The following is a 24,399-nucleotide window of genomic DNA, read 5'->3' as shown; positions in this document are numbered from 1 at the left end:
AACACAGACACTAGAGAACCGAGACCGCATATGAAACCGATCACCGCCTGGTGGCACCGCTTCGAAGAACGCCATGAGACCGTCGCCCAGTTCATCGTCTTCTTCATCCTGTCCAACGGCGTCACCGTGCTGCAGCTGATCCTGATGCCGCTGTTCCGGTGGATCTTCGGATTCACCTCCTTGCAGGGCACCACTTTCCAGTTCCTGCCGGTGGGCTCATCCGGTGGTAGCCCCGTCTACCTGTTCGACTACGTGGCCGGACCCATCCAGGCCGACGGCTCAGGCGGCGGCCTGGCCTATTTCCTGGCGGTCGAGATCACGCTGCTGATCGCCCAGGTGATCAACTTCTTCGCCCAGCGCTCCATCACCTTCAAGTCGAACTCCTCGATCTGGAAGGCCGCCTTCTGGTACGCGCTGGCCTACGTCGTCATCACCATCGTGGCCGCGGCCCTCCAGGTGCTCTACAAGGAGCCCATTTACTCCTGGTGCAAGGGCACGCTCGGTGCCTCCACCGGTGAGACCGTCGCGGACGTGCTCACCATGATCATCAACGCGGCCATCTCCTTCTGGGTGTTCTTCCCGATCTTCAAGGTCATCTTCAAGCGCGTTCCCGAGGACGAGCAGGCGCAGCCGGAGGGTGCCGCACAGGTCTAGCCGTCGTCGGTGCGCTGATCCGGGCCCGGGTCCGGTAGTGTCGTCCACGTCAATCATCAGGAGCGCCTCGAGCGCGGGCCGGGCGCCTGCCCGGCGACCGCGGTACGCCGGCTGACTCCGCCGAGCAAGGAGATCCGCACGGTGCCCGCCAGCCCGCTCATAACGGTCGTCGTCCCCGCCTACAATGCCGAGGACTGCCTGGGCCGCTGCCTGTCCAGTCTCGTCGCAGCAGACGACGGGAGTGGCGCCGTGGAGGTCATCGTCGTCGACGACGGCGCATCCGACGGAACCGGTGCGCTCGCCGACGCCTATGCTGGGGCTCACAGCTCCATCGAGGTGATCCACCAGGACAACAAGGGCCATGGGGGCGCCATCAACACCGGCGTCGCCGCGGCACGGGGCACGTGGGTCAAGGTATGCGACGCCGATGACGCCATCGACCCCGGGGCGTTGCGCGCCCTGCTCGCCTCCCTGCGCTCGTGGCGCCGGGCGGGTACAGAACCGGACCTGGTGGTCACCAACTTCGTATACGTCCGGGAGGGCACACCATCCTGGTACCGCCTCAGTCACGGGCCCGCCCGCAGGGGCCCCCGGGGGGTCCGGCCCGGCCGTCACGTAGTGCGCTTCAGGGGCCTGCTACCGAGCGGGCGCATCGGCGGCTGGAACGACGTCGGGCGCTTCCGCCCCGACCAGTACCTGATGATGCACTCCCTCGCCTACCGGCGTGAGGTGCTGGAGCGCTCCGGGATGCGGCTGCCCGAGCACTGCTTCTACGTGGACAACCTGTTCGCCTTCGAGCCGCTGCGGCATGTGCGCACGCTGACCTACGTCGATCTGGACCTCTACTACTACACGGTGGGGAGGGCCGGGCAGTCGGTCGCGGACGACGTGATCGTCGCGCGCCTGGACCAGCACGATCGGGTCAACGCGCTCATGCTGGAGGCGATGCCCCGCGAGGGCGAGGTACCGGCGGCGCTGCTGCGCTACTTGGTGCACATCTACACCATGAGCGCGGTGGTCATCACCACCATGGCGCTGCGCTCACGGACACCACGTAACCTGGCCATCAAGCGGCAGCTGTGGGAGCGCCTGGACACCGAGCGACCGGACGTGGCTCGGCGCGTGCGCAGCTCCGTCATGGGGCGGCTGATGACATTGCCGGGGCGTCCCGGCAACTGGGTGCCGGTGGCCGGCTACCAGGTGGCCCGCCGGGTACTCGCCCTGAACTGAGAACGGTGGCGCTGTGGCGCCGGTGCCATACCGATCTGGGCGTGTTGGAGGGGCTGGGCGTGTTCGGGGAGCCTGCCAGTTGGACCGCTGTTCCCCCGTTGGACCCCTGTTCCCCCGTTGGACCGCCGTAGACGCTGGTTACAGCGGTCCAACGGGGCGTGAGCGGTCCAACGGGAAGTAAGCGGTCCATCGGGGCGTGGGCGGTCCAACCGGGCGGCGCAATAGACCCCGCCCCCTTCGGCTGCCGGCAACCGGGCCCCGGCATCGCGGAAACGGCACCACGCGCCTGGCTGCGCACAACGATCCTCACCGAGCACACAGGCCTACCAGCTCGGAGGCGCCCGCGGCGGCAACCCGGCTCCGGGACGACGCCCCAGCAGCGCAAGCGTGCTCCCGAGGACGCAAGCGTGCTCACGAAGGCGGGAACGTGCCCACGAAGTCGCGAGCGTGCTCACGAAGGTGACTTGCGTGCTCGACGGGTGCACGCAGCCCCCTCAGACTGGGGCCCTGTTGCCACCAGATGCGACGAACTCGCCATCCGCTAACAGACCACCACCCACATCGTCGGCACCGACCTACCAGCACCAACGACTCACGCGACCTGATCTAGAGCCCTGCTCGCGGGGACCTTGCCGCAGGTACCGCGTCATCACGGCCCGCCCGCTTACCTGCGGGTGCCACGCGCGCCGCCCAGGCCAACCCCATGGACTGTAAGCATCCTGACTTTCCCGCACCACACGAAGCAAAACCCCGCTCTTAAGCAGCGCGTTCTGGTCGATGGCCTCCGATCTCGGTGGTTATAACGACCGAGATCGGTGCGGGGGAGCGGAGGGTATTGGCAGCAGTACGCGCAGGGTGAAGGCGCCTTGCGGGTTCTGCCCGGCCGTGACCTGCCCTCCGTAAGCTTCGGCGGCCGCGCGAATGGCGCCGAGGCCGTAGCCGTGCGTGCTGCTGCTCGCGCCGGTGCGCCGTGAGAGCTTGCCGTCTGCGGCCACGGCCTGCCCGTGCCCCTCTGGATTGGCCACCTCGATCAGCACGAATCCACGCCGGGTGCGCACGTCCAGACGAATCCACCGATCACCGGCGTCGTCAATGCGCGAAACCGCCTCTAAAGCATTGTCCAAGGCGGTTCCCACCAGTGTGGCCAGATCCGCGGCCGCCATGAAGCCGAGCGCGGCGCCGTCGACGATCGTGGTCAAGGTGACCTCCGCATCTTGGCAGGCCTGCTCACGGTCGGTGAGGATCACGTCAAGCACGGGGTTGCCGGTGCGCACGAACACCTCATACGGGCGCACCGACTCCTCCAGGTCCCCGAGGCGCTCCAGCCGGACCGCGGGATCCGGCTCGGCGCGCACCGATGCGATCATGTGCCGCAGGTCGTGATACTTGCGGTTGACGATGTCTATGGCGCGCTTGGAGGTCAGGTACTGCTCATACTGGGCCCGCAACAGCGCCTCGGAGGTGGCCAGCTCACAGGACGCCCGGTTTTGCAGATCCACCTCCCGCTGGGCGTACAGGATGATGAACCCGCACAGGTCCACGAGAGTGCGGATGTAGAAGACCTCGGCTCCCAGACGGCCGGAGAAGGGCGTGGCCGTGCTCAGGAAACTGAGATTGGACATGGCGAAGGTGATGGCGGCGATCGCCGCCGCCCCGGCAACGGTCGCGGTTGTGGGCACGACCTCGGCGCGGAACCTGGGGCGCTCCATCAGGTAGACGCTCCCCAGGACGACGCCGTCGACGGCGAGCACGCAGAGTAGCGCCGGTGCCGTGCCGGCGTGGCTGTCGAGGAGGAACAACTCCACCTGCCACTCCAGGGAGGCCACCAACTCGGCGGCAACGAATGCACGCACCACCAGGTAGGTGGAGCGCCGCAGCGAACCGCTCAGCGCCAGGTGCAGGATGCCCCACATGGCGGCCACGGCCCCCAGCATCCCCGCCAGCCACAGCGAGATCGGCAGGCGTGCGACCAGGACCTGGTATGCGCACAGGGACGGTAGTGCCGCAGTCATCACGGCGATCCCACGGCGACGCGAGTCCTGCGGCCGCCAGGTGGCCAGCACGTAAAGCAGGCACGCGCCCCACTCGGCCAGTGCCGTCCACAGGCGGGGGATGTCCGGCAGGGCGTCCTGAATCACGTGAGCGTCCCGGCGACGTGTTCGGTCAATGCCCGCATGAAATCCTTCTTACGCGGTCGGGAGATGCGTAGCGACTGTCCAGTGCTCATCACGGAGTCCTGCTCTCGCACTGCCACCACGTGGCGCAGGTTGACGATGTAGCAGGAGTTGGAGCGGAAGAACCCGTGCGGCGCCAGTTGCGGCTCCATCTGCTTGAGAGAACCGGTCAGGGTGATGGTGCCGTCGGTCAGGTGCACGTCCAGGCGGTGGCCGGAGGACTCCAGGTAGACGATGTCGCGTATGGGCACGCGTCGCAGCCCCTGGCCGTCCTTGAGCACGACGTCGGCTCTGTCCCGCCGCCGCAGCACCTCCAGGGCGCGATCCAGTTCCCTGGCGAGAGAGGCGTAGGGGAAGGGTTTCACCAGGTAGCCGAGGGCGGAGACCTCGTAGCCGTTGATCGCATACTGCTGCGCCGCAGTGATGAAGATGATGACGACATTCGGGTCCGCGCGCCGTACCGCCCGGGCGATGGCCAGGCCGTCGGTGCCCTGCATACGTATGTCCAGCATGAGGACGTCGTAGACCGGGCGGAACCCGTCCAGGAGGGTCTGTCCGTCGTCGAACCCGGACACGCGCAGGTCGAGGTGCCGTTCACGGCCGAAGCGGTCGAGGTATTCGGACACGACGTTGCGGTGGTGGGCGTCATCATCGACGATGCCGACACGGATTGTGGGGGAGAGGCTCGTGTTCATATTCAAAGGCGGCTGCGGGTAGCACGGTGTACGAATTCTGATACAGGAGGCGCGGAGGGGTGCGGTGGCCGGGGAGCAGCTGACGCGCGCCTTCTCGTGAGCGCCGAAAGTAACAGTTGCAACCATGTTAGTGTACCGGCGCCGCGGGTCGGCTGCGGCCCTGGAAACAGCCACGTGCGCGGCACGCAAGTCAGTATCGATCAGTGTTGACCTGAGTTGACCCGAGTTGACCCGAGTCGGCCCGCGCAGATGATCTGAGCGACGGTCGGCGGGAGGGTCGCGCCGGGCGACGACGGAGGGGCGGAACCAATGCAAGCGGATCTTGTGGTGGTCGGTTCGGGACTGTTCGGCGCCACGGTCGCCCAGCGCGCCGCGGAGGAGCTGGGGGTGCATGTGGTCGTGGTAGAGCGCCGCGAGCACCTGGGCGGAAACGCCTACTCCTACCGGGACGCGGAGACCGGCATTGAGGTTCACCGCTACGGCTCCCACATCTTCCACACCTCCGACGAGCGGGTGTGGGCGTACGCCAACCGGTTCACCGACTTCAACGACTACCGGCACCACGTCTACGCCAACCATCGCGGTGAGATCTACCCCCTGCCGATCAACCTGGGGACCATTAACCAGTTCTTCCGGGCCGCCCTCGGCCCGCAGGCCGCCCGCGCGCTGATCGCCGAGCAGGCCGCCGAGATCACCGGCGAACCCGCCAACCTGGAGGACAAGGCCATCAGCCTGATCGGCCGCCCCCTGTACGAGGCGTTCATCCGCGGCTACACCGCCAAGCAGTGGCAGACAGACCCCACCGAGCTGGACGCCGCCATCATCACCCGCCTGCCGGTGCGCCTGAACTACAACAACCGCTACTTCTCCGATCCCCACGAGGGCATACCGGTGGACGGCTACGGGACCTGGGTGGAGCGGATGCTGGACCAGCCTCGGATCGACGTGCGCCTGGGGGAGGACTTCCTGGGCACTGACGGCCCGCTGACCCGTGACGCCTGCATCGGGCGGGTGCCGGTGGTGTACACCGGCGCCCTGGACCGATTCTTCAACCAGCGGCTCGGCGCCCTGACCTGGCGCACCCTCGACTTCGACACCCACATCCTGCCCACCGGGGACCACCAGGGCACCGCGGTCATCAACTACTCCGACGCCGATGTCCCCTACACGCGGGTCCACGAGTTCCGCCACTACCACCCCGAGCGCACCTACCCCGACGACGCCACTGTGATCATGCGGGAGTACTCGCGCATGGCGGGCTCCGACGACGATCCCTACTACCCGGTCGGCACGCCGTCGGATCGTGCGCGGCTGGCCCAGTACCAGCGGCTGACGGCGGAGGTGGAGCCCCAGCAGGTCGCATTCGGCGGACGCCTGGGCTCCTACCGGTACCTCGACATGGACCGGGCGATCGCCGCGGCCCTGGACTGCTTCGAGCAGCGGGTGCGGCCATGGTTCGGCTGAGGGCCGGGCACGTCACCGCATTTCACACTGATCCGACCCGGGCGGTGGTGACCGTCCGTGGGAGACTAGACGCCGTTTGAACCGGCGTGACCGGCCCACCGGGCGCCCACACCGACCGCAGGAAGAGCCAGGAACCGATTCACGTGCCACCGATCCCCACGTCCGAGCAGGCCGCCGCCGTGGCCCCAGCAGCCACCGCGCAGGCCCAGATCCGCAATTTCTCGATCATCGCGCATATCGACCACGGCAAGTCCACCCTGGCGGACCGGATGCTGCAGGCCACCGGCGTCGTCGCCCCGCGCGACATGCGTGCCCAGTACCTGGACCGCATGGACATCGAGCGTGAACGCGGCATCACCATCAAGTCGCAGGCGGTGCGCATGCCCTGGGCGGTCACTGGAGCCGACGGCGTCCCCCGCGCCTACGCGCTGAACATGATCGACACCCCCGGACACGTCGACTTCTCCTATGAGGTCAACCGGTCGCTGGCCGCCTGCGAGGGCGCCGTCCTGCTGGTGGATGCCGCCCAGGGGATTCAGGCCCAGACCCTCGCCAACCTGTACATGGCCATGGAGGGTGACCTGACCATCATCCCGGTGCTCAACAAGATCGACCTGCCCTCGGCCGAGCCGGACCGGCATGCGGCGGAGATCGCCTCCCTGATCGGCTGCGAGCCCGAGGAGGTGCTGCGCGTATCCGGCAAGACCGGGGCGGGTGTGCCCGAGCTGCTGGACCGGATTGTGGCGGCCGTGCCGCCGCCGTCAGGGGACGCGGACGGCACGGCCCGCGCCATGATCTTCGACTCCGTCTATGACGTCTACCGGGGTGTGGTCACCTACGTGCGTGTAGTCGACGGTGCCCTGAACGCCCGTGAGCGCATCAAGATGGTGTCCACCGGTGCCGTCCACGACCTGCTGGAGATCGGCGTGATCAGTCCCGAGCCGGTTCCCACGCAGGGACTGCGGGCCGGTGAGGTCGGCTACCTGATCACCGGGGTGAAGGACGTGCGTCAGTCCAAGGTGGGTGACACCGTCACCTCCGCCGCATCTGCGGCCACCGAGCCGCTGTCGGGCTACCAAGACCCCAAGCCGATGGTCTTCTCCGGCCTGTTCCCCGTGGACGGCTCGGACTTTCCGGCGCTGCGAGACGCGCTGGACAAGCTCAAGCTCAACGACGCCGCCCTCACCTACGAGCCGGAGACCTCGGTGGCACTGGGATTCGGGTTCCGCTGCGGCTACCTGGGCCTGCTGCACCTGGAGATCATCCGGGAGCGCCTGGAGCGCGAGTTCAACCTGGACATCATCTCCACCGCCCCCTCGGTGGTCTACGAGGTCACCATGGAGGACCGCAGCGTCCACACGGTCACCAATCCGAGTGAGTTCCCCGAGGGCAAGGTCCGCGACGTCCAGGAGCCGGTGGTGCGCGCCACCATCCTCACCCCCAGCGAGTACATCGGGGCGATCATGGAGCTGTGCCAGTCGCGCCGCGGCAACATGCTCGGCATGGACTACCTGTCCGAGACCCGGGTGGAGATGCGCTATCAGCTGCCGCTGGCGGAGATCGTGTTCGACTTCTTCGATGCCCTGAAGTCGCGCACTCGCGGCTACGCCTCCTTGGACTATGAGCCCGACGGCACCCAGAGCGCCGACCTGACCAAGGTGGACATTCTGCTCAACGGGGAGAAGGTGGATGCCTTCAGCGCCATTGTCCACAAGGACTCGGCACAGTCCTACGGGCAGAAGATGACTCGCCGGCTCAAGGAGCTGATCCCCCGCCAGCAGTTCGAGGTGCCGGTACAGGCCGCCGTGGGGACCCGCATCATCGCCCGCGAGACGATCCGGGCCCTGCGCAAGGACATGCTCGCCAAGTGCTACGGCGGTGACATCACCCGCAAGCGCAAGCTGCTGGAGAAGCAGAAGGAGGGCAAGAAGCGCATGAAGGCGGTCGGCCGCGTGGAGGTCCCCCAGGAGGCGTTCATCGCCGTGCTCGGCGCGGATCAGCCGACCGGCAAGTGACGCGCTCGGTAAACCCCTCGGCGGGACGGACGGTTCGCAGTAGGGTGAGTGAGCGGCGGACACGGAGGTCAGGAGCGGACAGATGAGCGAGGCAAGCGAGCGCGGGCGGGCCCAGTACCGGTTCGACGGCGTCCCGGTCACTTCCGGCAGGGCTCTAACCGGCACGGTTCAGGGCGCGCTGACCGACGACGGCTCTGGCATCGAGCTGACCACCCCGCTCGCGCGGCGTCTGGACCGGCCCCATGCGGGCGCCGACGGCCGTCACCGTGATGAGCCCTCTCCCTTCCATGAGGGTGATCTGGTGGGGGCGGTTGCCGCCGTGTGCGCCGTGTCGCGGCTGCGCCCTGACGCCGGGGAGGCGGGTGTGTCCGCCATCCACAAGGCGCCTCTGGACGGGCCGGTGACTGTGAACCGGCTCGGGATCGTCCTCGATCAGCAGGCGGATCGCGCCCACCACGGTGGCCTCCACAAGGCCCTGTACGCCCTGGACGCCGTCGAGCAACGGCACTGGGCGGCGGTGCTGGGTGGTGCCCGCCCCGGCGCGCTGGGGGAGAACCTGGTGATCGAACCGGCCACGGCCGGGGGCATAGACGACGTCGAGCTCGGCGCCGTGCTGTCCATCGGCGAACCCCACGGCGACGGGCTGCGGGTGCGGGTCACCGGGGTGCGCAACCCCTGTCCCACTTTTGCGCGCGGGGTCGGCCGCGGCGACTGGGTGGACGTCTTCTCTGCACGCAATCGGGTGGGCGTCTACCTGGAGGTGCTCAAGGAGGGGACTGTGCGCGTCGGCGATCGGGTGCGGGTGGCCTGCTCGCCCGGGCACCGGGTCACCTGCGCCCGCTGGTTCGCCCACCACGACCCACGCGACGCCCAGGCGCTGCTCAACTCCGAGGCCTTCGGCAATTGCGTGCTCGCCCCCTTCACCAAGAAGTACGTGCAGGCGGCCGCTCATGAGCAGGTCGGCTGAGCCGGGCGTGCCCCTCGCCTCAACCGGCGTCGCCACCAGCCGCAATACAGCCAGCACACAACCAGGAGGAACCGGTCCAGTGCCCCAACAGCACCCTCCCCGCTCGCACGCCATTCGCGCCCGGGTGCGGTCATACTCGCGGGCAGGAGGCCGCCTGACCGACTCGCAGGCCCGTGCCCTGGAACGCTACGGGGACCGCTACGTCGTCGACGTGCCGCGCGCCGATGCGATCCGCACCGTCGATCCGGCCTTCCGCCTGGACCCCGCCGCGGTTTTCGGGCATGTGGGCCAGCTGCGCCCGCTGATCGTGGAGGTGGGATCCGGCGCGGGGGAGGCGATCCTCGCCCACGCCGGATCCCACCTGGGCGTGGATCACCTGGCCGTGGAGGCCTGGGAGACGGCGATCGCCCGGATCGTGGCCGGCGCGGCGCGCGCGGGACTGCGCAACCTGCGGGTGGTGCCCGCCGACGCCGCCCAGCTGCTGGCCACGGCCCTGCCGGTTGGCTGCGCCAGCGAGGTGTGGGTGTTCTTCCCGGACCCGTGGCGCAAGCCCCGGCACCGCAAGCGTCGCCTGGTCAACGCCGCCTTCGCCGATTCCGTGGCCCGCGTGCTCCGCCCGGGAGGCGTGTGGAGGCTGGCCACCGACTGGGCGGACTACGCCTGGCAGATGCGCGACGTGCTGGAGGCCGCCTCCGCCCTGCCGGGAGGAATGGAGGCGGACTGCACCGGACCGTACTTCCGCTTCCCCGACGCCGGGGCGCGCCCCGCCCTGGGCGCCGAGACCGCCGAGGAGGGCAGCCTCGGCAACGGCTTCGACCCCGGGTCCCCTGCGGGCGTGCGCGGCGGCTGGTCGCAGCGCTATGCGGGGCGGGTGATGACCCGCTTCGAGGACAAGGGCATCCGTGCCGGCCGCACCATCCGCGACCTGACCGCGGTGCGCACCGGGGAGATGTGGGTGCCGCCCCGGCCTGAGGCGCCCGCAGTATGACGCCGCGGCAGCCGGAGGGGGAGGCCCTGCCCGGAGCGGGGGTGCTGCCCGAGCAGACGAGCGCGGCGTCGTCGTCGGGCCGGGAGCGGCCGTTCTCGGTGTACCTGCACGTGCCCTACTGCCGGGTGCGCTGCGGCTACTGCGACTTCAACACCTACACGAACCTGGCCATGGGAGGCGGGGCCTCGGCCGGCGACTATGTGGACACCCTGGCCGGTGAGCTGCGCCTGGCCCGGGCGGCCATGGATCGGGCCGCCCTGCCGCCGCGGGCACCGCAAACCGTGTTCGTCGGCGGGGGCACCCCCACCATGCTGCCCGCCGGGGACCTTGCCGGCATGCTGACCCTGGTGCGGGACACCTGGGGGCTTGCCCCGGGGGCGGAGGTGACTACCGAGGCCAACCCGGAGACCGTCGACGAGCGCTACCTGGCGGCCCTGGCGAAGGCCGGCTTCACCCGAGTGTCCTTTGGCATGCAGTCGGCGGTGCCGCACGTGCTGCGCACCCTGGACCGCACTCACACCCCCGCGCGGGTGCCCCAGGTAGTGGCCTGGGCGCGGGAAGCCGGACTGGAGACGAGCCTCGACCTGATCTACGGCACCCCGGGGGAGACCATGGACGACTGGCGGCGTTCCCTGGAGACGGCGGTTGAGATCGGTCCGGACCACCTGAGCGCATACGCCCTGGTGATCGAGGAGGGCACGCGGATGTGGGCGCAGGTGCGCCGCGGCGAGCTGCCGCTGCCCACTGATGACGACGAGGCCGCCAAGTACGAGCTGGCCGACGCGCTGCTGAACCGGGCCGGCTACGAGTGGTACGAGATCTCCAACTGGGCGCGGCCCGGGCACGAGTGCGTGCACAACCAGGCTTACTGGCGTGACTGGGACTGGTGGGGAGCAGGCCCGGGGGCGCACAGCCACCTGGGGGACGTGCGCCTGTGGAACACCAAGCACCCGGTGGCCTGGGCCGGGCGGGTTGCCGCCGGGCGGCTGCCGGTGGCCGGGCACGAGATCCTTGATGCCGAGTCCCGGGAGCTGGAGCGGGTCATGCTCGGTATCCGCACGCGCGAGGGCCTGGAGCTGGCCGGATTGGCCCGCTTAGGACCCCACGGCCCCGAGCCGACGACGGCGCACGGCACTCCCGCCCGGCTGGTGCCTGTGGTCGGCCGGCTGGTGGGGGAGGGCCTGCTTGAGGGCGCCGCAGCCATGGCCGGACGCGCCGTGCTCACCCTGCGCGGACGGCTCATGGCGGACACGGTGACCCGCGGGCTCATCGACTGACGGGACGGCCCGCGATGGTCGTCTAGCGGACCACGACGAGCTCGGCGACACCATGTTGCCCATTGTCGGCTCTTCCGGTTTGAGGGTGTGGTGCTACCGGCGTGGTGGCTTTGGTCCGGGTTGCGGTGTTCGCGGTGGTCGTGGTTGGGGCGGTGAGGTCGGTGTCGGCCTGGCGGGGACGTTCTCGGGGGCGGATGAGGTCGATGTCGGGCTGGCGGGGTCGTGTTCGGGCTCAGGGGGTCGTGCTCGGTGGGTGCTGGTCTGCCGAGAACGTCCTCGTCATCCCCAAACCCTCCACATGCGGGAGGGTTTGGGGCTTACAAGGACGTGCTCGACCGGCGCAGGTCGTTGTCGGGCGCACAAGGACGTCCTCGGGCCGGCGCGGGCGTGCTCGGGCCGGCGAGGGCGTCCTCAGGCCGGTGGGGGCGTCTTCGCCGCGGCCGGGCGGAGCGCTCGAGGACGCGGGTTGAACCTCCACGGCGCCGGCTCACCACGCCAGAACGCCTGGCCTGGCTGCACTTGGCTGCCGACAGCTCCGGCGCCCGGAAGCGGGACCGTCTGCTACGCCACTTCGCCGTCTGCAACGCCACTTCGGGGTTAACAGGCTCTTCCGGTTTAAGGGTGTAGTAGCTGGTTGCGGAAGCCGCCGGCATGGATGAGGCTGCGGATGGTGTAGTTGGTCAGGTTTCGGAAGCCCAGAGCGATGCCCCGTAGGTGCTCCAGGCGGCCGTTGGTGTTCTCGGTGGGGCCGTTGGAGGTACCGGGATGGTCGAAGTAGGCGATGATGTCACCACGCCTGTTGGTGAGGGTCTTGCCCAGCGACTTCAGCTCTTCCAGGGCGTCAGGCACACCGGCCTTGAGCGAGTCGATGACCTTGCTCATCAGCTGCTTGCCTTCGGCGGAGGTCTTGGCGCGGTAGGCGGCCATGATCTTCTGATGCACGCCCCACATCACCTCTACCGGCGTGTGGCGGGGGTCGGCAAACAGTTGTTCGAGCCGGTCCCAGCCGCTGTCGGTTACCAGGCCCGCCCCGGTGCGCAGCAGCCTGCGGGCCTTGTACAGGGGATCATCCTTACGGCCCCTACGGCCGGTGGTCTCGCGCTGGGTGCGGCGGCGGCACTCATCCAGCTTGTCCCCCGCCAGGGCAACCACGCGGGTAGGGGTCCATCACCTCCGCCGCATCGGGTAGGGCCTCGGCAGCGGCGGTCTTGAAACCTGTGAAGCCGTCCATTGCCACCACCTCGATCCGGCTGCGCCAGGCCTCATCGCGTTCCTGGAGCCATTGCTTGAAGACCTGCTCGGGTGCGGCCTTCGACCATGCCCGTGCAGCCGGGACGGACCGGTCCGGTCGCGCACCGGGGTCAAGTCGATGATGACGGTGACGTACCGGTCGCCCTTGCGGGTGTGCCGCCAGATATGCTCGTCCACCCCGATGACCTCCACCCCGTCCAGACGTCCAGGATCATTGATCAAGCGGTCCTTGGCCCGCTCCAGGATGGCGTCGCCCTCGGTGTGCCATGACACCCCCAGCGCTGCCGCCACACGAGCCACAGACATGAACTCCACCCCCACGGCCCGGATCGCCCAGTCCACGGCCGCCCGGGTCAGCACAGCCCGCTTGGCCGCGGCACGAGACGCGTCTTGACGCCACACGCGTTCGCAGCCCTGGCAGCGCCACCGCCGCATCCGGACCAGCAGGTGCGTGGGACGCCAGCCGAACGGCACGTGCGCCAGGCGCCTGGCCACGGTCCCCACCGCCACGCCCTGGGCTCCACACCGCCGGCAGAACACATCCTCCTCCAAGACCTGCAGCCGGCACTCCACCAGCGCCTCATCAGGCGTTATCCGCTGACCGGTCACGGTCAGTCCCAGGCCGTCCAGGCCCAGGAAACTAGCAAGATCAGGAACAGTGAAGGCAGTACTCAGCCATGTCGAGGTCTCTGTGATCGGGTTGGTCTTAGCAGCTCCCAATCATCGGGGACCTCGACCCACACCCACCACCCTCACACGCGCACCCGCGACCACCCCACCACACCCTTAAACCGGAAGAGCCATAGAGGCTCTTCCGGTTTGTGGGTGTGTTGGGCTGGGGGTTTGTGTGTTGACGCGGCGGTTCGTACCTTCGCGTGAGGGTTCGTATGTTCTGGTCGGCGATTCGTACTTTCTTGCGACGGTTCGTACGGTAGGGGTACGTAGCGTCGTCAGAAGTGCCGAATCGTTGGCGCGAAGTGCCGAACCGTCAGGCGAAGTGCCGAATTGTCAGGCGAAGTGCCGAACCGTCATCCGGGGCGCGCGGGCGAACACGCCAGGCCCGCACCCCGAGCGCTCACGTCTGCGCCCGGGGGCCCGTCAAGTGGGGCACCAAGATCACCGCCGCGCGCCTTCAATGGCGGAAGTCCCAGTCCAGCACCCAGATACTCCCAACGGCCCCGACGACTCAGCGCAAGCCAGCACCACCCACCGACAACGACGACGACCTCGCCAACCCGGCAACGACCACCCCCACCGCAGCCCCGACCCCAACCACCACACCCACAAACCGGAAGAGCCACCATAGATGGAGATCGACACGCGCTGGGGTGCCTGCTGATCGGCTCGGTTCACTGCGCTGCCGACACCAGGGTGCGGCGGGGTCTGTCGGATCGGTACGCGGACATGAGCGCGTGGGGATGATTGCGTGGCGGCCTCCATAGTGTTAAGGCAGGACGTGCGAGATGTCGATTTGGCATCATGGAGCCATGAGCACAGGCACGCCCGATTACGGAGCACCCCAGAACAACGGTTACCGAGGCGCCGGCCAGGGGTACGGTTATGGAGCCTCCCAACCCGGCGCCTCCGGCTCTTACGGCTACACGCCGTCGGCTCAGCCCGGCATCTCGGTCGGCGACGGGTTGTCCTGGGCATGGTCCCGCATCACCGACAACGCGGTTGTCTTGCTGGGCGGCTTCGCCATCTGGACGATCCTGGGCCGCATTGGTGCGGAGGCGAGCTACACCATCAATGGCGTCGAGCACAGCTACGGCGTGGGCATCCCCGGTAGCAGCATCATCTCCCTGGTCGCCACGCTCATTAGCCCCATCGCTCTGGCGCACGTGGGCCTGCTGACCTCCTCCGGGCGGAAGGCGGACTTCAAGGACTTCTTCACCTTCCCGAACTTCGGACAGACCATTCTTGCCCTCATCCTGTCGGGTCTGGCGATCGGACTCGGCGCCGTCCTCCTGGTCATCCCCGGAATCATCCTGTTCTACCTGCTCACCTTCGTCGAGTACGCCGCCGTCGAGCGCAACCTTGAGGCGACTGCCGCCATGCGGTCCTCGATGCGCCTGCTGTCGGACAACGTCGGTGTGCTGCTGCCCTTCGCGCTGGTCGGCGTACTGCTGCACATTGCCGGAGCGGTCACCGTGATCGGCTGGATCGTCACCAGTCCGCTGGTGGCCCTGATGACCACTTACGCCTATGTGCGCGTCCAGGGCCGCGACGTCGCCCGCCACCAGAGCCAGGGCTGACGCAGCGACACCGGCCGGGCGACGCCGTCGTCGGGCCGCTGTTCCGCCCGACGACGGCGTGCTTCCGGTCACCTTGTGCCCGGGACGCGCCGATGTCTCACCATCCGAAACGGATCTCGTCATAGGGTGAGGCTAGCGTCGCCGCGTCTTTGATGGGGCGACCAGAGAACCTGCCCCGAGCTGAGGAGTCTCACGTGCAGTTGCAGTGGTGGTCCATACTGCCCTTCGTCGTCATGCTCGCCTCGATCGCGATTCTCCCGCTGGTCCCGGCGACATCCCACTGGTGGGAGAACAACACCCACCGGCTGGCACTCGCCCTGGTCCTGGGGCTGCCCGTCGCGGTGTGGATGCTGGTGGCGCTCGGCTGGCATCCCGTATTCGACTCCGTGGTCGAGTACGTGCAGTTCATTGCGCTGCTGTTCGCCCTGTACGTGGTCTCCGGAGGAATCTTCCTCAAGGGCGATATTCAGGCCACCCCGCGCAACAACACCATCTTCCTAGGGATCGGCGCCCTGCTGGCCAGCTTCGTCGGCACCACCGGCGCCGCCATGCTGCTGATCCGGCCGCTGCTGAACACCAACCGGGAGCGGGAGTACCGCGTCCACACCGTACTGTTCACCATCTTCATGGTCGCCAACTGCGGCGGCCTGCTGACCCCGCTCGGCGACCCGCCGCTGTTCCTCGGTTTCCTGCGCGGCGTCCCCTTCACCTGGACCTTCAGCCTCGCCATCGAGTGGCTGTTCGTCAACGCCATGCTGCTGGCCAGCTACTTCGCCCTTGACACCTGGTACTACTCGCAGGAGCCCGCGGCCGACATTCTCGCGGACAAGACCGAGATCGAGCCGCTGGGCCTGCGCGGCTCCAGCAACCTCATCTGGTTCGTGGTGATCATTGCCGCCGTCGCCTTCGTCCCCTCCGTCGACACCGAGGCCATAGAGGAGGGGCACGCCGCACTCATGGACTGGATCCCGCTGCGGGAGCTCATCATGTTCGCCGCCGCCGGCGCCTCCTACAAGCTCGGCGACAAGCGCGCCCGCTTCGAGGACAACCAGTTCGAGTGGGGTCCGATCGCCGAGGTCGCGGCCCTGTTCATCGGCATCTTCCTGACCATGATCCCCGCGCTGCGCTACCTCGACGAGGTCGCCGGCAGCCTGCCGCTTAACGAGATCACCTTCTTCGTGTTCACCGGCGGGCTGTCATCGATGCTCGACAACGCCCCCACCTACGCCACCTTCTTCGAGATGGCCGGTCAGGTGGCGCACCCCGGAGGCGCGACAGTCGCGGGTGTCCCGGAACTGTACCTGCGTTCCATCTCGCTGGGCGCAGTGCTGTGCGGCGCCCTTACCTACATCGGCAACGGCCCCAACTTCATGGTTAAGTCCGTCGCCGAGGCGCGCGACGTGGAGATGCCGTCCTTCGGGGGCTATATCGTCCGTGCCTACATGTATCTAGGGCCGATCCTGGTGGCGATGGTCCTGCTGTTCATCGCCTCCCCGCTGTGGGCCAAGCTCCTCGGCGTCGTGCTGGTACTCGTGCTGCTGGCCAACAATATCCGGCTGCTGCGCTCCAGCCGCCGCCTGGCGCTGGCGGACGCCTGACGACGGCGCTCACCGCCGCCGGCATGAGCGGATGGGGCCCGGACACCCACAGGTGTCCGGGCCCCATCGCTTACCCCACTCCGCGAGGTCGGTCGTAATAACCATCGAGGTCGGTCGCAATAACCGCCGAGGTCGGTCGATATGGCACGGCCCCGTGGAGGCGGAGGACTGTCAGGAGGCCGCCTTCTCGGCCACCCAGGCGATGAAGTTCTCCTCGCCGGTGCCGGTCAGTTCGGCCATGGTGTGCCCCTGGCCCCAGATGGTCGCGAAGTCCACCGACTGGCCGGCCGCCTGCAGGGCCAGCGCCAGGTTCACCTCAACCGTGGAGGCGGTGTCGCCCTGGGTGATACCGGTGCGGATGCGCCAGTTCGGTGCCACCGTCGAGGTGCCGGCGCCCTCGTAGGCGCTGGACAGGAAGTACATCGGGTTGTACATGTGCTCGCGGGTGAGCACGTCGACGCCGAGCGCGTCGGTCTGCGCAAAGTCCGAGTCGTACTCGGAAGAGCCGTACTCGTCGGACCAGTTGGTCAGGGCGGCGTAGGTGTCCTGGTTGGCGGCGATCACGTCGCGGGAGAGCTCGGAGAAGTGCATCGCCGTCTCCCCGACGCCCAGGACCGTGTTCTCGGTCTGGCCCCGGTCGACGCCGTCGAGCGCGCCCACGTCCTTGGTCGCCGCCTTCTGGCTGGTGACGAAGCCCTCCAGGCCGGTGATCGTGGCCGTGTTGGTCGAGGAGTCGTAGGAGACCCACTCCACGTCCTCATTCAGAGCCGCGATGTAGTCCTCGACGGTCTCGTAGGTGACCGACTCGGAGGAATCCGCCGAGGAGCCCTCCCCGGGGCCGCCCGCACCGGCGGTGGCGCCATCTCCGTCCGGGCCGCCGTCGGCGGGGGCACCCTGCGTGCCCTCGCCGGTGGGTGCGCCGTCGGGGGCCTGGCCGTCACCGGGGCGCCGGAGGGGAGCCCGGAGGCATCGCCGGTTGAGCCGCCCGGGCCGCCCGGGCCGCCCGCGGGCCCGCCGGAGCCGCCCTGGGCCTCCATACCGGCCATCTCGGTGGTGTTGGGCGTGTAGGGGAACTCGGTGGCGGCCAGGAAGTCGTTCAGCGACTGCTCGACTACGGCGACCATGTGGTCGTAGTAGGAGCCGGCCAGGTACTGCCCGTCCGCGGACTCCTCCAGGGCCAGGGTGTTGCCGTCGGAGTCGACCAGTCCCAGGCCGTTGAGGTGGTCGGCGTAGGCGGCGGCCAGGTCCTTGGAGTAGGCCTCCGTCCAGGTGCCCGCCTCACGGGTGCCGGTGGTGGCGAACTGGCCCATGTTCCACTCGTAGGCGGCGTTGGCGGCATCCAGGCTGGTGATCGGGCACCAGCACATGGCCCCCGCGATCGCGTCCGAGAGGGTGGCGCCGTCGGCGTCGGTGGTGGCTGCGCCGAGCGCCTCCAGGTAGGGCGTGTACAGGGCGGAGTCGCCGGATGCCCCCATAACGGCGGACTGAGCGCCGCCGCCGGAGTGGCCGAAGACGTACGTCTGCTCGGAGTTGCCGGGCAGGGCGGCGGCGTTGTAACGCAGGTAGCGCACGGCCGCCTTCAGGTCGGTCACGCCCCAGGGCGCGTTGCCGGGGGCCGCGTCGGTGGTTGAGTCCTTGCCGCGCAGGCCCGCCTGTACGTAGATGAAGCCGGCCTCCATATAGGTCGACACCGTGTCGTAGGAGTACTCGCTGGGCGGCTGCTGGGCGGCGTAGCCCGGGGTGTTGACCGGCAGCACGATCGGCGCCGTCGTGGCCGTCCAGTCGCCCACCGCGCCGTCGGAGGCGACCTCGGCGGTGAAGGTGCCGTCCCCGTTGTCGGTGGCGGACATGTAGGCGCCGGGCACGAAGACGCCGAGGGTCTCGTAGCCGGTGTCCTGCGGGGAGGCCACGTAGGACAGTCCCAGCTGGTAGTACACGTCGCCGTCGGCGTCATAGCTCCAGGCCGCCGGGTTGAGGGCCAGGTCGGTGCTGGTGGTGGAGGCGGCTGTGGAGCCCGAGGTATTGGTCGAGCTGCCGGAGTCGTTGGAGCAGGCGGCCATCCCGGTGGCGCCGAGCAGCGCCGCCACCGGCACCGCCCGCATCACGGAGCGTCGCGAGATCATCATTGTCGGCTTCCTTTCCGTAGACATCAGGGTTATGCACAGATGGAAGCGGGTGAGATTGGACAGCACCTGAAAGACCTGCTGTGAACCGCTTGTGAAATGATGGTTCGAGGTGCGGTCGGCCGCCTCGCCATATCTACCGATCTCGGCGGTTACTTCTACCGATCTCGATGGTTACTACGACCGACCTCGATGAGGGGGGTGGCTAGCGGGTGCCGGGGGCGGTCACGAAGTCGATCAGCTCCTCCATGCGCCCCAGCAGACTCGGCTCCAGGTCCTTGTAAGAGCGCACCGTCGCCAGGATCCGCTGCCAGCCGCGGGCGATATCGGCCTGGTCGGCGTGCGGCCACCCCAGCGCCTCCAGGGTGCCGTGCTTGATGTCGGTGCCGCGGGGAATCTCCGGCCAGGCCGTCAGCCCCACCCGCTCGGGCCGCACCGCCTGCCACACGTCCACGTACGGGTGCCCCAGGATCAGGACGTTCTCCCCGCCGGGCATGGCCCGCACCTGCTCGGCGATGCGCGACTCCTTCGAGCCGGGCACCAGGTGGTCCACCAGCACGCCCGCCCGCCGCTGAGGTGAGGGGCCGAACTCGACCATGACCTCCTCGAGGTTGTCGACGCCGTCCAGCATGAGCACCACCACGCCCTCATGGCGCAGGTCATCACCCCACACCTTCTCCACCAGCTCGGCGTCGTGCTTGCCCTCCACCCAGATGCGCGAGGCGCGCGCCACCCGCGCCCGCTCGCCCTCGACGGCGTAGGAGCCCGAGGCGGTCAGCCTGCGGCCGCCGGCGCTGACCGGCCCGGCGGGGGGACGCTTGCGCGGGGCCGGCGGGTCCAGGATCACCGGCCGGCCCTCCAACCAGAATCCCGGCCCCAGCGGGAAGGCGCGCCGCACGCCCCTGCGGTCCTCCAGCACCACCAGGTGCTTGCCCCCGGACTTCTCCACCGCCACTGCCGCGCCCACGAAGCCGGTCTGCCGATCCTCAAGCACCATGCCGCGCGTGAGGGCCACATGCACAGACTCCGGGCGCACCGCCGTCGGCCCAACTCGGTGAGGGTCCACCGCCAGCACATCCCCGCCGTAACGGTTGCCCGCCGAAGGACGCGCGGGCGGGGGAGTGGCGGCCTGGCGGCCCCCGCGACCCGCCGCGGAACGCCCGGAAGCCGCCGCGGCCCGACCCGCGCCCCCGGGGCGTCGCTGCGGCCGGCGGCCGCCTGCTGGCGGGCGGCCTGCTCGCGCAGGGCCTGACGGCGGGCGGCAGTGGCGCCAGGGACGGGGCCGGAGCGGCGGGAGGGTGGCGTGTTCACTCTGGGCACGGTAGGGGAAGGTCACGCCCTCGCCCCTGCTGACTCGCCGCGCCACGGCGTAGGATGGCACTCGCACCCCGGGAGTGCTAACTGCCGCGACTCATGCGCGGCCGGGCACCCGGGTGAGCGCGCCCGAAGGGAGCGGTGCATGTGCTCCGCCCCGCAGCAGACGAGTGAGGAGAGCCCCATGTCGGATGACCGCCGACTCAAGGTGCTGTCCGCCATCGTCTCCGACTATGTGCGCACCCGCGAGCCGGTCGGCTCACGCGCCCTGGTGGAACGCTACCGGCTGGGCGTCTCTCCGGCCACCATCCGCAATGACATGGCCACCCTGGAGGACGAGGGCTACATCCACCAGCCCCACACCAGTGCCGGCCGCGTGCCCACCGAGAAAGGTTACCGCCGCTTCGTCGACGAGGTCGCCCGTATCAAGCCCCTCTCCGTCCCCGAGCGGGCCGCCATCAACGCGCTGCTATCCGGCGCCGTCGACCTGGAGCAGGTGGTCGCCCGCACCGTGCGGGTGCTCGCCCAGCTGACCGGGCAGCTCGCCGTCGTCGAGTATCCCAGCCTGCGCCGCACCACCCTGCGCCACCTGGAACTGGTGGCCCTCGGCCCCACCCGTCTGCTCATGGTCATCATCACGGATACCGGCCGCGTCGAGCAGCGAACCGTCGGCCTGTCCGGCCGCGGCCCCGACGGGCTGGTGGACCCCGCCGTCCTGGAGCGGCTGCGCGTGCGGCTGAACACCGCCCTGGTCGGCCGCCGCGCCGCCGAGGTCGTCCCGGTGCTGGCTGCGCTCGCACAGCAGGCGCCCGAGGAGGAGCGCACCGTCCTGGCAGCCGTCACCGACGAGCTGATCGCCGCCCTGCGGCCCGACGCCGAGGAGCGCATCGTCGTCGCCGGCACCGCCAACCTCGCTCGCTCCCTGGACTTCACCGCAATCGGCACGCTGCTGGACGCCGTCGAGGAACAGGTGGTGCTGCTGCGGCTGTTCACCTCCTCCGACGCCTCCCGCATCGCCGACGCCGACGACACCGGCACCACCGTGCGCATCGGCTCGGAGACCCACGAGGACGCCCTGGCCGAGGCCTCCGTGGTCTCGGCCGCCTACGGCCCGGGCGACGCCGTCGCCCACCTGGGCGTCATCGGACCCACCCGCATGGACTACCCGGCCACCATGGCGGCCGTACGCGCCGTCGCCCGCTACCTGTCCAGATTCCTCACGGAGTCGGACACCGCGGCGAACTGAACCGGCCTCCCGACACAACCCACCACGAAGGAACACCAGCAAGCGTGAGCGACTACTACGAGGTCCTCGGCGTCACCCGCCAGGCCACCGCCGATGAGATCAAGAAGGCCTACCGCAAGAAGGCCCGCCAGCTGCACCCCGACGTCGCCGGCCCGGGGCACGAGGACGAGTTCAAGAAGGTCTCCACCGCCTACGAGGTCCTGTCCGACTCCGAGAAGCGGAAGATGTACGACCTGGGCGGAGAGGACGCCCTACACGGCAATAATGGCTTCGGCGGTGGCTTCACCGGCGACTTCGGCAGCTTCTCCGACCTGTTCCAGCAGGCATTCTTCGGTGGCGCCGCCGCCCGCGGACCGGCATCCCGCACCCGCCGCGGCCAGGACTCGCTGCTGGTCGTGGACGTGGACCTGGCCGACGTCGTCTTCGGTGCCACCAAGAACGTCACCATGGACACCTACGTCGTGTGCGACACGTGCAACGGCTCCTGCTGCGCCCCCGGTACCTCCCCGGTGACCTGCGCGGAGTGCAACGGCCAGGGCTCCGTGCAGCGCATGCAGCGCTCCCTGCTGGGCAACGTGGTCACCTCCAGTCCCTGCCCGCGCTGCCAGGGGTACGGCACGGTCATCGCCTCCCCCTGCAAGGAGTGCGACGCCGAGGGCCGCAAGCACGTGCGCACCTCCATCGACATCAACATTCCCTCCGGGGTGTCGACCGGCACCCGCATCCGCATGGGCGGGCGCGGCGAGGCCGGGCCCGCCGGCGGCCCCAACGGCGACCTGTACGTGGAGATCCACGAGAACGAGCACGAGGCCTTCACCCGCGAGGGCGACGACCTGTACACCGAGCTGCGCGTACCCATGACCGCCGCAGCACTGGGAGCCACCTTCCCGCTGGAGACCTTCGACGGCGAGCGCACCGTATCGGTGCGCGCAGGCACCCAGGGCGGGGACGAGATCGTCCTGTCCGGCCTTGGCGTGGGCCGGCTGCGTCGTCCCGGCCGCGGAGACCTGCGCGTGCAGATCGTGGTGGAGACCCCCACCCGTCTGGACGACCGGCAGCGCGCACTGCTTTCCGAGCTGGCCTCCCTGCGCGGTGAGGACGGCTACGCCCCGCCCAAGGACGAGTCCGTCATGGGCAAGCTCAAGGAGAAGCTCTCCGGCCGCTGAGCGGGGCGCCGGGCGTGCCCGGCACCACGGTGGGGCCGGGCCCGGCGCCGACTACTTCGCGGTGTTGTCGGGCCAGTACTCCGAGTCCGGGGCGGGGCGCGCGCCGAAGATCGCCTGGCCCACGCGCACGCACGTGGACCCGCCCGCAACCGCCAGCTCGAAGTCACCACTCATGCCCATGGACAGTTGCCCGTCACCGACCGTGCCCGCTTGCAGCCCGGCGTCGCGCAGGGTACGCATGATGCGGAAGCACTCGCGGATACGGTCGGCGTCGTCGGTGTGGGCGGCCAGTGTCATCAGGCCCCGCACCCGCAACGAGGAGTAGGCCGGCAGAGCGGCAAGGAAGCCGGCCACCGCCTCCGGCGGCAGGCCGAACTTGGAGGCCTCACCGGAGGAGTTCACCTGCACGTACACGTCCAGGCCGCGTCCGGCCGCCTGTAGTCGCCGGTCCAGGGCCTCGGCCAGGCGCAGCGAGTCCAGCGCCTGGAACTCGTCGGCGAAGGCGGCCGCATCCTTGGCCTTGTTGGTCTGCAGGTGCCCGATAAGCGCCCAGTGGATGCCCAGGTCGGCCAGGTTGGCGGCCTTCCGCCTGGCCTCCTGCACCTTGTTCTCACCCATCTGCGTGATGCCGGCGGCATGGGCGGCCCGCAGCCGCTCCTCGGGCACCGTCTTGGACACCGGCAGCAACCGGATCTCGGCGGGGTCCCGGCCTGCGGCCCGGGCGGCGGCGTCGATGCGGGCACGCACGGCGGCCAGATTACGGCGGAAGTCCTCCACGGTGGTGGCGGTCGCGGCGGCTGCTCCGGGCGGAGAGGAGGCAAGCATGGCGCTTGCGGGCGCGGCGGGCGGTTGGGAGGACGGTAGGGACGCGGGATCGCTCATGTTCCGTGACGCTAGCACTGCGGCGCCAGCGCGTCGGCGAACGTACGCTGTTGCGGTGACCGCGCCCGTCTTCGTTCTCACCCCCGAAACAATCGAGCCCGCAGGAGCGGCCGCTACGGCGACTCCCGGAAGCCTGCTCACGCTGGTCGGCCCGGAGGCGCATCACGCGGTGGCGGTCAGGCGGCTGCGCCCGGGCGAGCGGGTTGATCTGGTCGACGGCGTCGGCCTGCGCCTGGTGTGCGAGGTGACCGACGCGGCCGCCGACGGCGGGCGCCGGGAGCGGCTGGCCGTGCGCGTCGTCGAACGCGTGGAAGAGCCGCCGGCGGGATTGCGCCTCGTGCTCGTGCAGGCGCTGGCCAAGGGCGGGCGCGACGAGCAGGCCGTCGAGACCGCGACGGAAGTCGGCGCGGACCTGATCGTGCCGTGGTGGGCAGAGCGCTGCGTGTCGGTGTGGCGGGGCGTGAAGGCCGCCCGGGGGCGCCAGCGCTGGCAGGCCGCCGCCCGCGAGGCCGCCAAGCAGGCGCGTCGCGCCCGCATTCCCGAGGTGGCCGAGCTGCTCACCACCACCGAGTTGACCGCCTGGGTACGGCAGGTGTGCGAGGCCGGAGGACTGGTACTGGTCCTGCACGAGGAGGCGACCGCACCCATCGGCGGTGTGGTACTGCCGGGGGCACTGCGGTCGGCGCGGCCCGGGGCGGGAGCGGTGGCGCCGGAGGCCGTGTTGGGGGATGAGGCCGATCGCGTGGAGACCGCAGCGTCCAAAGGCACAGCGGAGGCCGGCAAGCCGCCGGTGCTCGCCGTCGTCGTCGGGCCCGAGGGCGGGATCAGCGCCGCGGAGGTGGGGGCGCTGGAGCAGGCCGGGGCGCTCACCGTGCGGCTGGGGCCGCACGTGCTGCGCACGGCATCGGCCGGACCGGTGGCGCTCGCGGTGCTCGCCCAGCGTGCCGGCCTGTGGGGCTGAGAGGGGTCGCTAGCGGGGGGACGAGTGGCCGAAGCGCTTGTGCGCGGCCTGCTTCGAGACGCCGAGGGCGGCGCCTATTAATGTCCATGACTCACCGGCGGCACGAGCGTCGGCGACGGCGCGAGCCAGGTCCTGTTCC

Annotated in this window: 18 protein-coding genes and 1 pseudogene; 12 read left to right on the top strand and 7 right to left on the bottom strand. The window is 69.5% G+C overall.

The window, feature by feature from the left end; all coding sequences use genetic code 11:
• The first annotated feature begins 30 nt into the window (after positions 1 to 30).
• Entirely contained in the window at positions 31 to 654 is a 624-nt protein-coding gene (locus tag E4J16_RS07810) for a hypothetical protein (protein WP_136193179.1), read from the top strand.
• Positions 655 to 795: 141 nt separating this feature from the next.
• A complete protein-coding gene (locus E4J16_RS07805; protein ID WP_168708138.1) occupies positions 796 to 1,884 on the top strand; it encodes a glycosyltransferase family 2 protein in 1,089 nt (362 codons plus the stop codon).
• 797 nt (positions 1,885 to 2,681) lie between these two features.
• Here E4J16_RS07805 and E4J16_RS07800 read toward each other — a convergent pair.
• Both E4J16_RS07800 and E4J16_RS07795 read right to left on the bottom strand, forming a co-directional pair.
• Positions 2,682 to 4,022: a sensor histidine kinase gene (locus E4J16_RS07800; RefSeq protein WP_136313699.1), complete on the bottom strand. Its 1,341-nt coding sequence runs from the start codon at positions 4,020 to 4,022 to the stop codon at positions 2,682 to 2,684.
• Positions 4,019 to 4,753 carry a LytR/AlgR family response regulator transcription factor gene (locus E4J16_RS07795; protein WP_136313698.1) on the bottom strand — a complete coding sequence of 245 codons (735 nt, stop codon included), beginning with the start codon at positions 4,751 to 4,753 and terminating at the stop codon, positions 4,019 to 4,021. The genes E4J16_RS07800 and E4J16_RS07795 overlap by 4 nt, the downstream gene beginning before the upstream one ends.
• A gap of 309 nt (positions 4,754 to 5,062) precedes the next feature.
• On the opposite strand from E4J16_RS07795, the gene glf reads away from it, so the two are divergent.
• The 5 genes from glf to hemW all read left to right on the top strand — a co-directional run bounded on the left by glf (position 5,063) and on the right by hemW (position 11,464).
• Positions 5,063 to 6,217: a UDP-galactopyranose mutase gene (glf, locus tag E4J16_RS07790; protein WP_136313697.1), complete on the top strand. Its 1,155-nt coding sequence runs from the start codon at positions 5,063 to 5,065 to the stop codon at positions 6,215 to 6,217.
• Positions 6,218 to 6,360: 143 nt separating this feature from the next.
• The gene (lepA, locus tag E4J16_RS07785; RefSeq protein ID WP_136193184.1) at positions 6,361 to 8,232 is read left to right on the top strand and encodes a translation elongation factor 4; all 1,872 of its coding nucleotides are present in this window, start codon (positions 6,361 to 6,363) and stop codon (positions 8,230 to 8,232) included.
• Positions 8,233 to 8,314: 82 nt separating this feature from the next.
• Positions 8,315 to 9,199 (top strand): MOSC domain-containing protein, encoded by an 885-nt coding sequence (locus tag E4J16_RS07780; protein ID WP_136193185.1) that lies wholly within the window; start codon positions 8,315 to 8,317, stop codon positions 9,197 to 9,199.
• 79 nt (positions 9,200 to 9,278) lie between these two features.
• Positions 9,279 to 10,187 carry a tRNA (guanine(46)-N(7))-methyltransferase TrmB gene (gene trmB / locus E4J16_RS07775; RefSeq protein WP_136193186.1) on the top strand — a complete coding sequence of 303 codons (909 nt, stop codon included), beginning with the start codon at positions 9,279 to 9,281 and terminating at the stop codon, positions 10,185 to 10,187.
• Positions 10,184 to 11,464 carry a radical SAM family heme chaperone HemW gene (hemW, locus tag E4J16_RS07770; protein WP_136193187.1) on the top strand — a complete coding sequence of 427 codons (1,281 nt, stop codon included), beginning with the start codon at positions 10,184 to 10,186 and terminating at the stop codon, positions 11,462 to 11,464. Before trmB ends, hemW begins: the two co-directional genes overlap by 4 nt.
• Before the next feature lie 615 nt (positions 11,465 to 12,079).
• On the opposite strand, the pseudogene E4J16_RS07765 reads toward hemW, so the two are convergent.
• A pseudogene (locus E4J16_RS07765) lies at positions 12,080 to 13,390 on the bottom strand (ISL3 family transposase).
• Positions 13,391 to 14,202: 812 nt separating this feature from the next.
• Here E4J16_RS07765 and E4J16_RS07760 point away from each other — a divergent pair.
• Positions 14,203 to 14,970, top strand: coding sequence for a YciC family protein (locus E4J16_RS07760; protein WP_136193188.1), 768 nt, complete (start codon positions 14,203 to 14,205; stop codon positions 14,968 to 14,970).
• A 194-nt stretch (positions 14,971 to 15,164) separates the two neighbouring features.
• Positions 15,165 to 16,568, top strand: a complete 1,404-nt coding sequence (locus E4J16_RS07755) for a sodium:proton antiporter (protein WP_136313696.1) — start codon at positions 15,165 to 15,167, stop codon at positions 16,566 to 16,568.
• Between the two features lie 171 nt (positions 16,569 to 16,739).
• On the opposite strand, the gene E4J16_RS07750 is transcribed toward E4J16_RS07755, so the two are convergent.
• The 3 genes from E4J16_RS07750 to E4J16_RS07740 form a co-directional block, all read right to left on the bottom strand.
• A complete protein-coding gene (locus E4J16_RS07750; protein ID WP_136313695.1) occupies positions 16,740 to 17,321 on the bottom strand; it encodes a hypothetical protein in 582 nt (193 codons plus the stop codon).
• Between the two features lie 8 nt (positions 17,322 to 17,329).
• Complete coding sequence (locus E4J16_RS07745) at positions 17,330 to 18,694, bottom strand: carboxylesterase family protein (protein WP_136313694.1); 1,365 nt, start codon at positions 18,692 to 18,694, stop codon at positions 17,330 to 17,332.
• Between the two features lie 202 nt (positions 18,695 to 18,896).
• On the bottom strand, positions 18,897 to 19,706 hold the full coding sequence (locus tag E4J16_RS07740) for a DUF3097 domain-containing protein (RefSeq protein WP_420809304.1): 810 nt from the start codon (positions 19,704 to 19,706) through the stop codon (positions 18,897 to 18,899).
• 483 nt (positions 19,707 to 20,189) lie between these two features.
• Here E4J16_RS07740 and hrcA point away from each other — a divergent pair, with 483 nt between their 5' ends.
• Both hrcA and dnaJ read left to right on the top strand, forming a co-directional pair.
• Positions 20,190 to 21,251, top strand: a complete 1,062-nt coding sequence (gene hrcA / locus E4J16_RS07735) for a heat-inducible transcriptional repressor HrcA (protein WP_136313692.1) — start codon at positions 20,190 to 20,192, stop codon at positions 21,249 to 21,251.
• A gap of 44 nt (positions 21,252 to 21,295) precedes the next feature.
• Positions 21,296 to 22,417, top strand: coding sequence for a molecular chaperone DnaJ (gene dnaJ, locus E4J16_RS07730; protein WP_136193192.1), 1,122 nt, complete (start codon positions 21,296 to 21,298; stop codon positions 22,415 to 22,417).
• A gap of 51 nt (positions 22,418 to 22,468) precedes the next feature.
• Here the strand turns inward: dnaJ and E4J16_RS07725 are convergent, their stop codons facing one another.
• Positions 22,469 to 23,242: a YggS family pyridoxal phosphate-dependent enzyme gene (locus tag E4J16_RS07725; RefSeq protein WP_240038436.1), complete on the bottom strand. Its 774-nt coding sequence runs from the start codon at positions 23,240 to 23,242 to the stop codon at positions 22,469 to 22,471.
• Positions 23,243 to 23,354: 112 nt separating this feature from the next.
• Between E4J16_RS07725 and E4J16_RS07720 the strand changes: the two genes are divergently transcribed.
• A complete protein-coding gene (locus E4J16_RS07720; RefSeq protein WP_136313690.1) occupies positions 23,355 to 24,260 on the top strand; it encodes a 16S rRNA (uracil(1498)-N(3))-methyltransferase in 906 nt (301 codons plus the stop codon).
• Positions 24,261 to 24,399 lie beyond the last annotated feature (139 nt).

It is taken from the genome of Actinomyces procaprae (genome assembly GCF_004798665.1).
Taxonomy (GTDB): domain Bacteria; phylum Actinomycetota; class Actinomycetes; order Actinomycetales; family Actinomycetaceae; genus Actinomyces; species Actinomyces procaprae.
The sequence above is the reverse complement of the archived record's forward strand: the minus strand, read 5'-3'. Positions and strand labels throughout refer to the sequence as shown.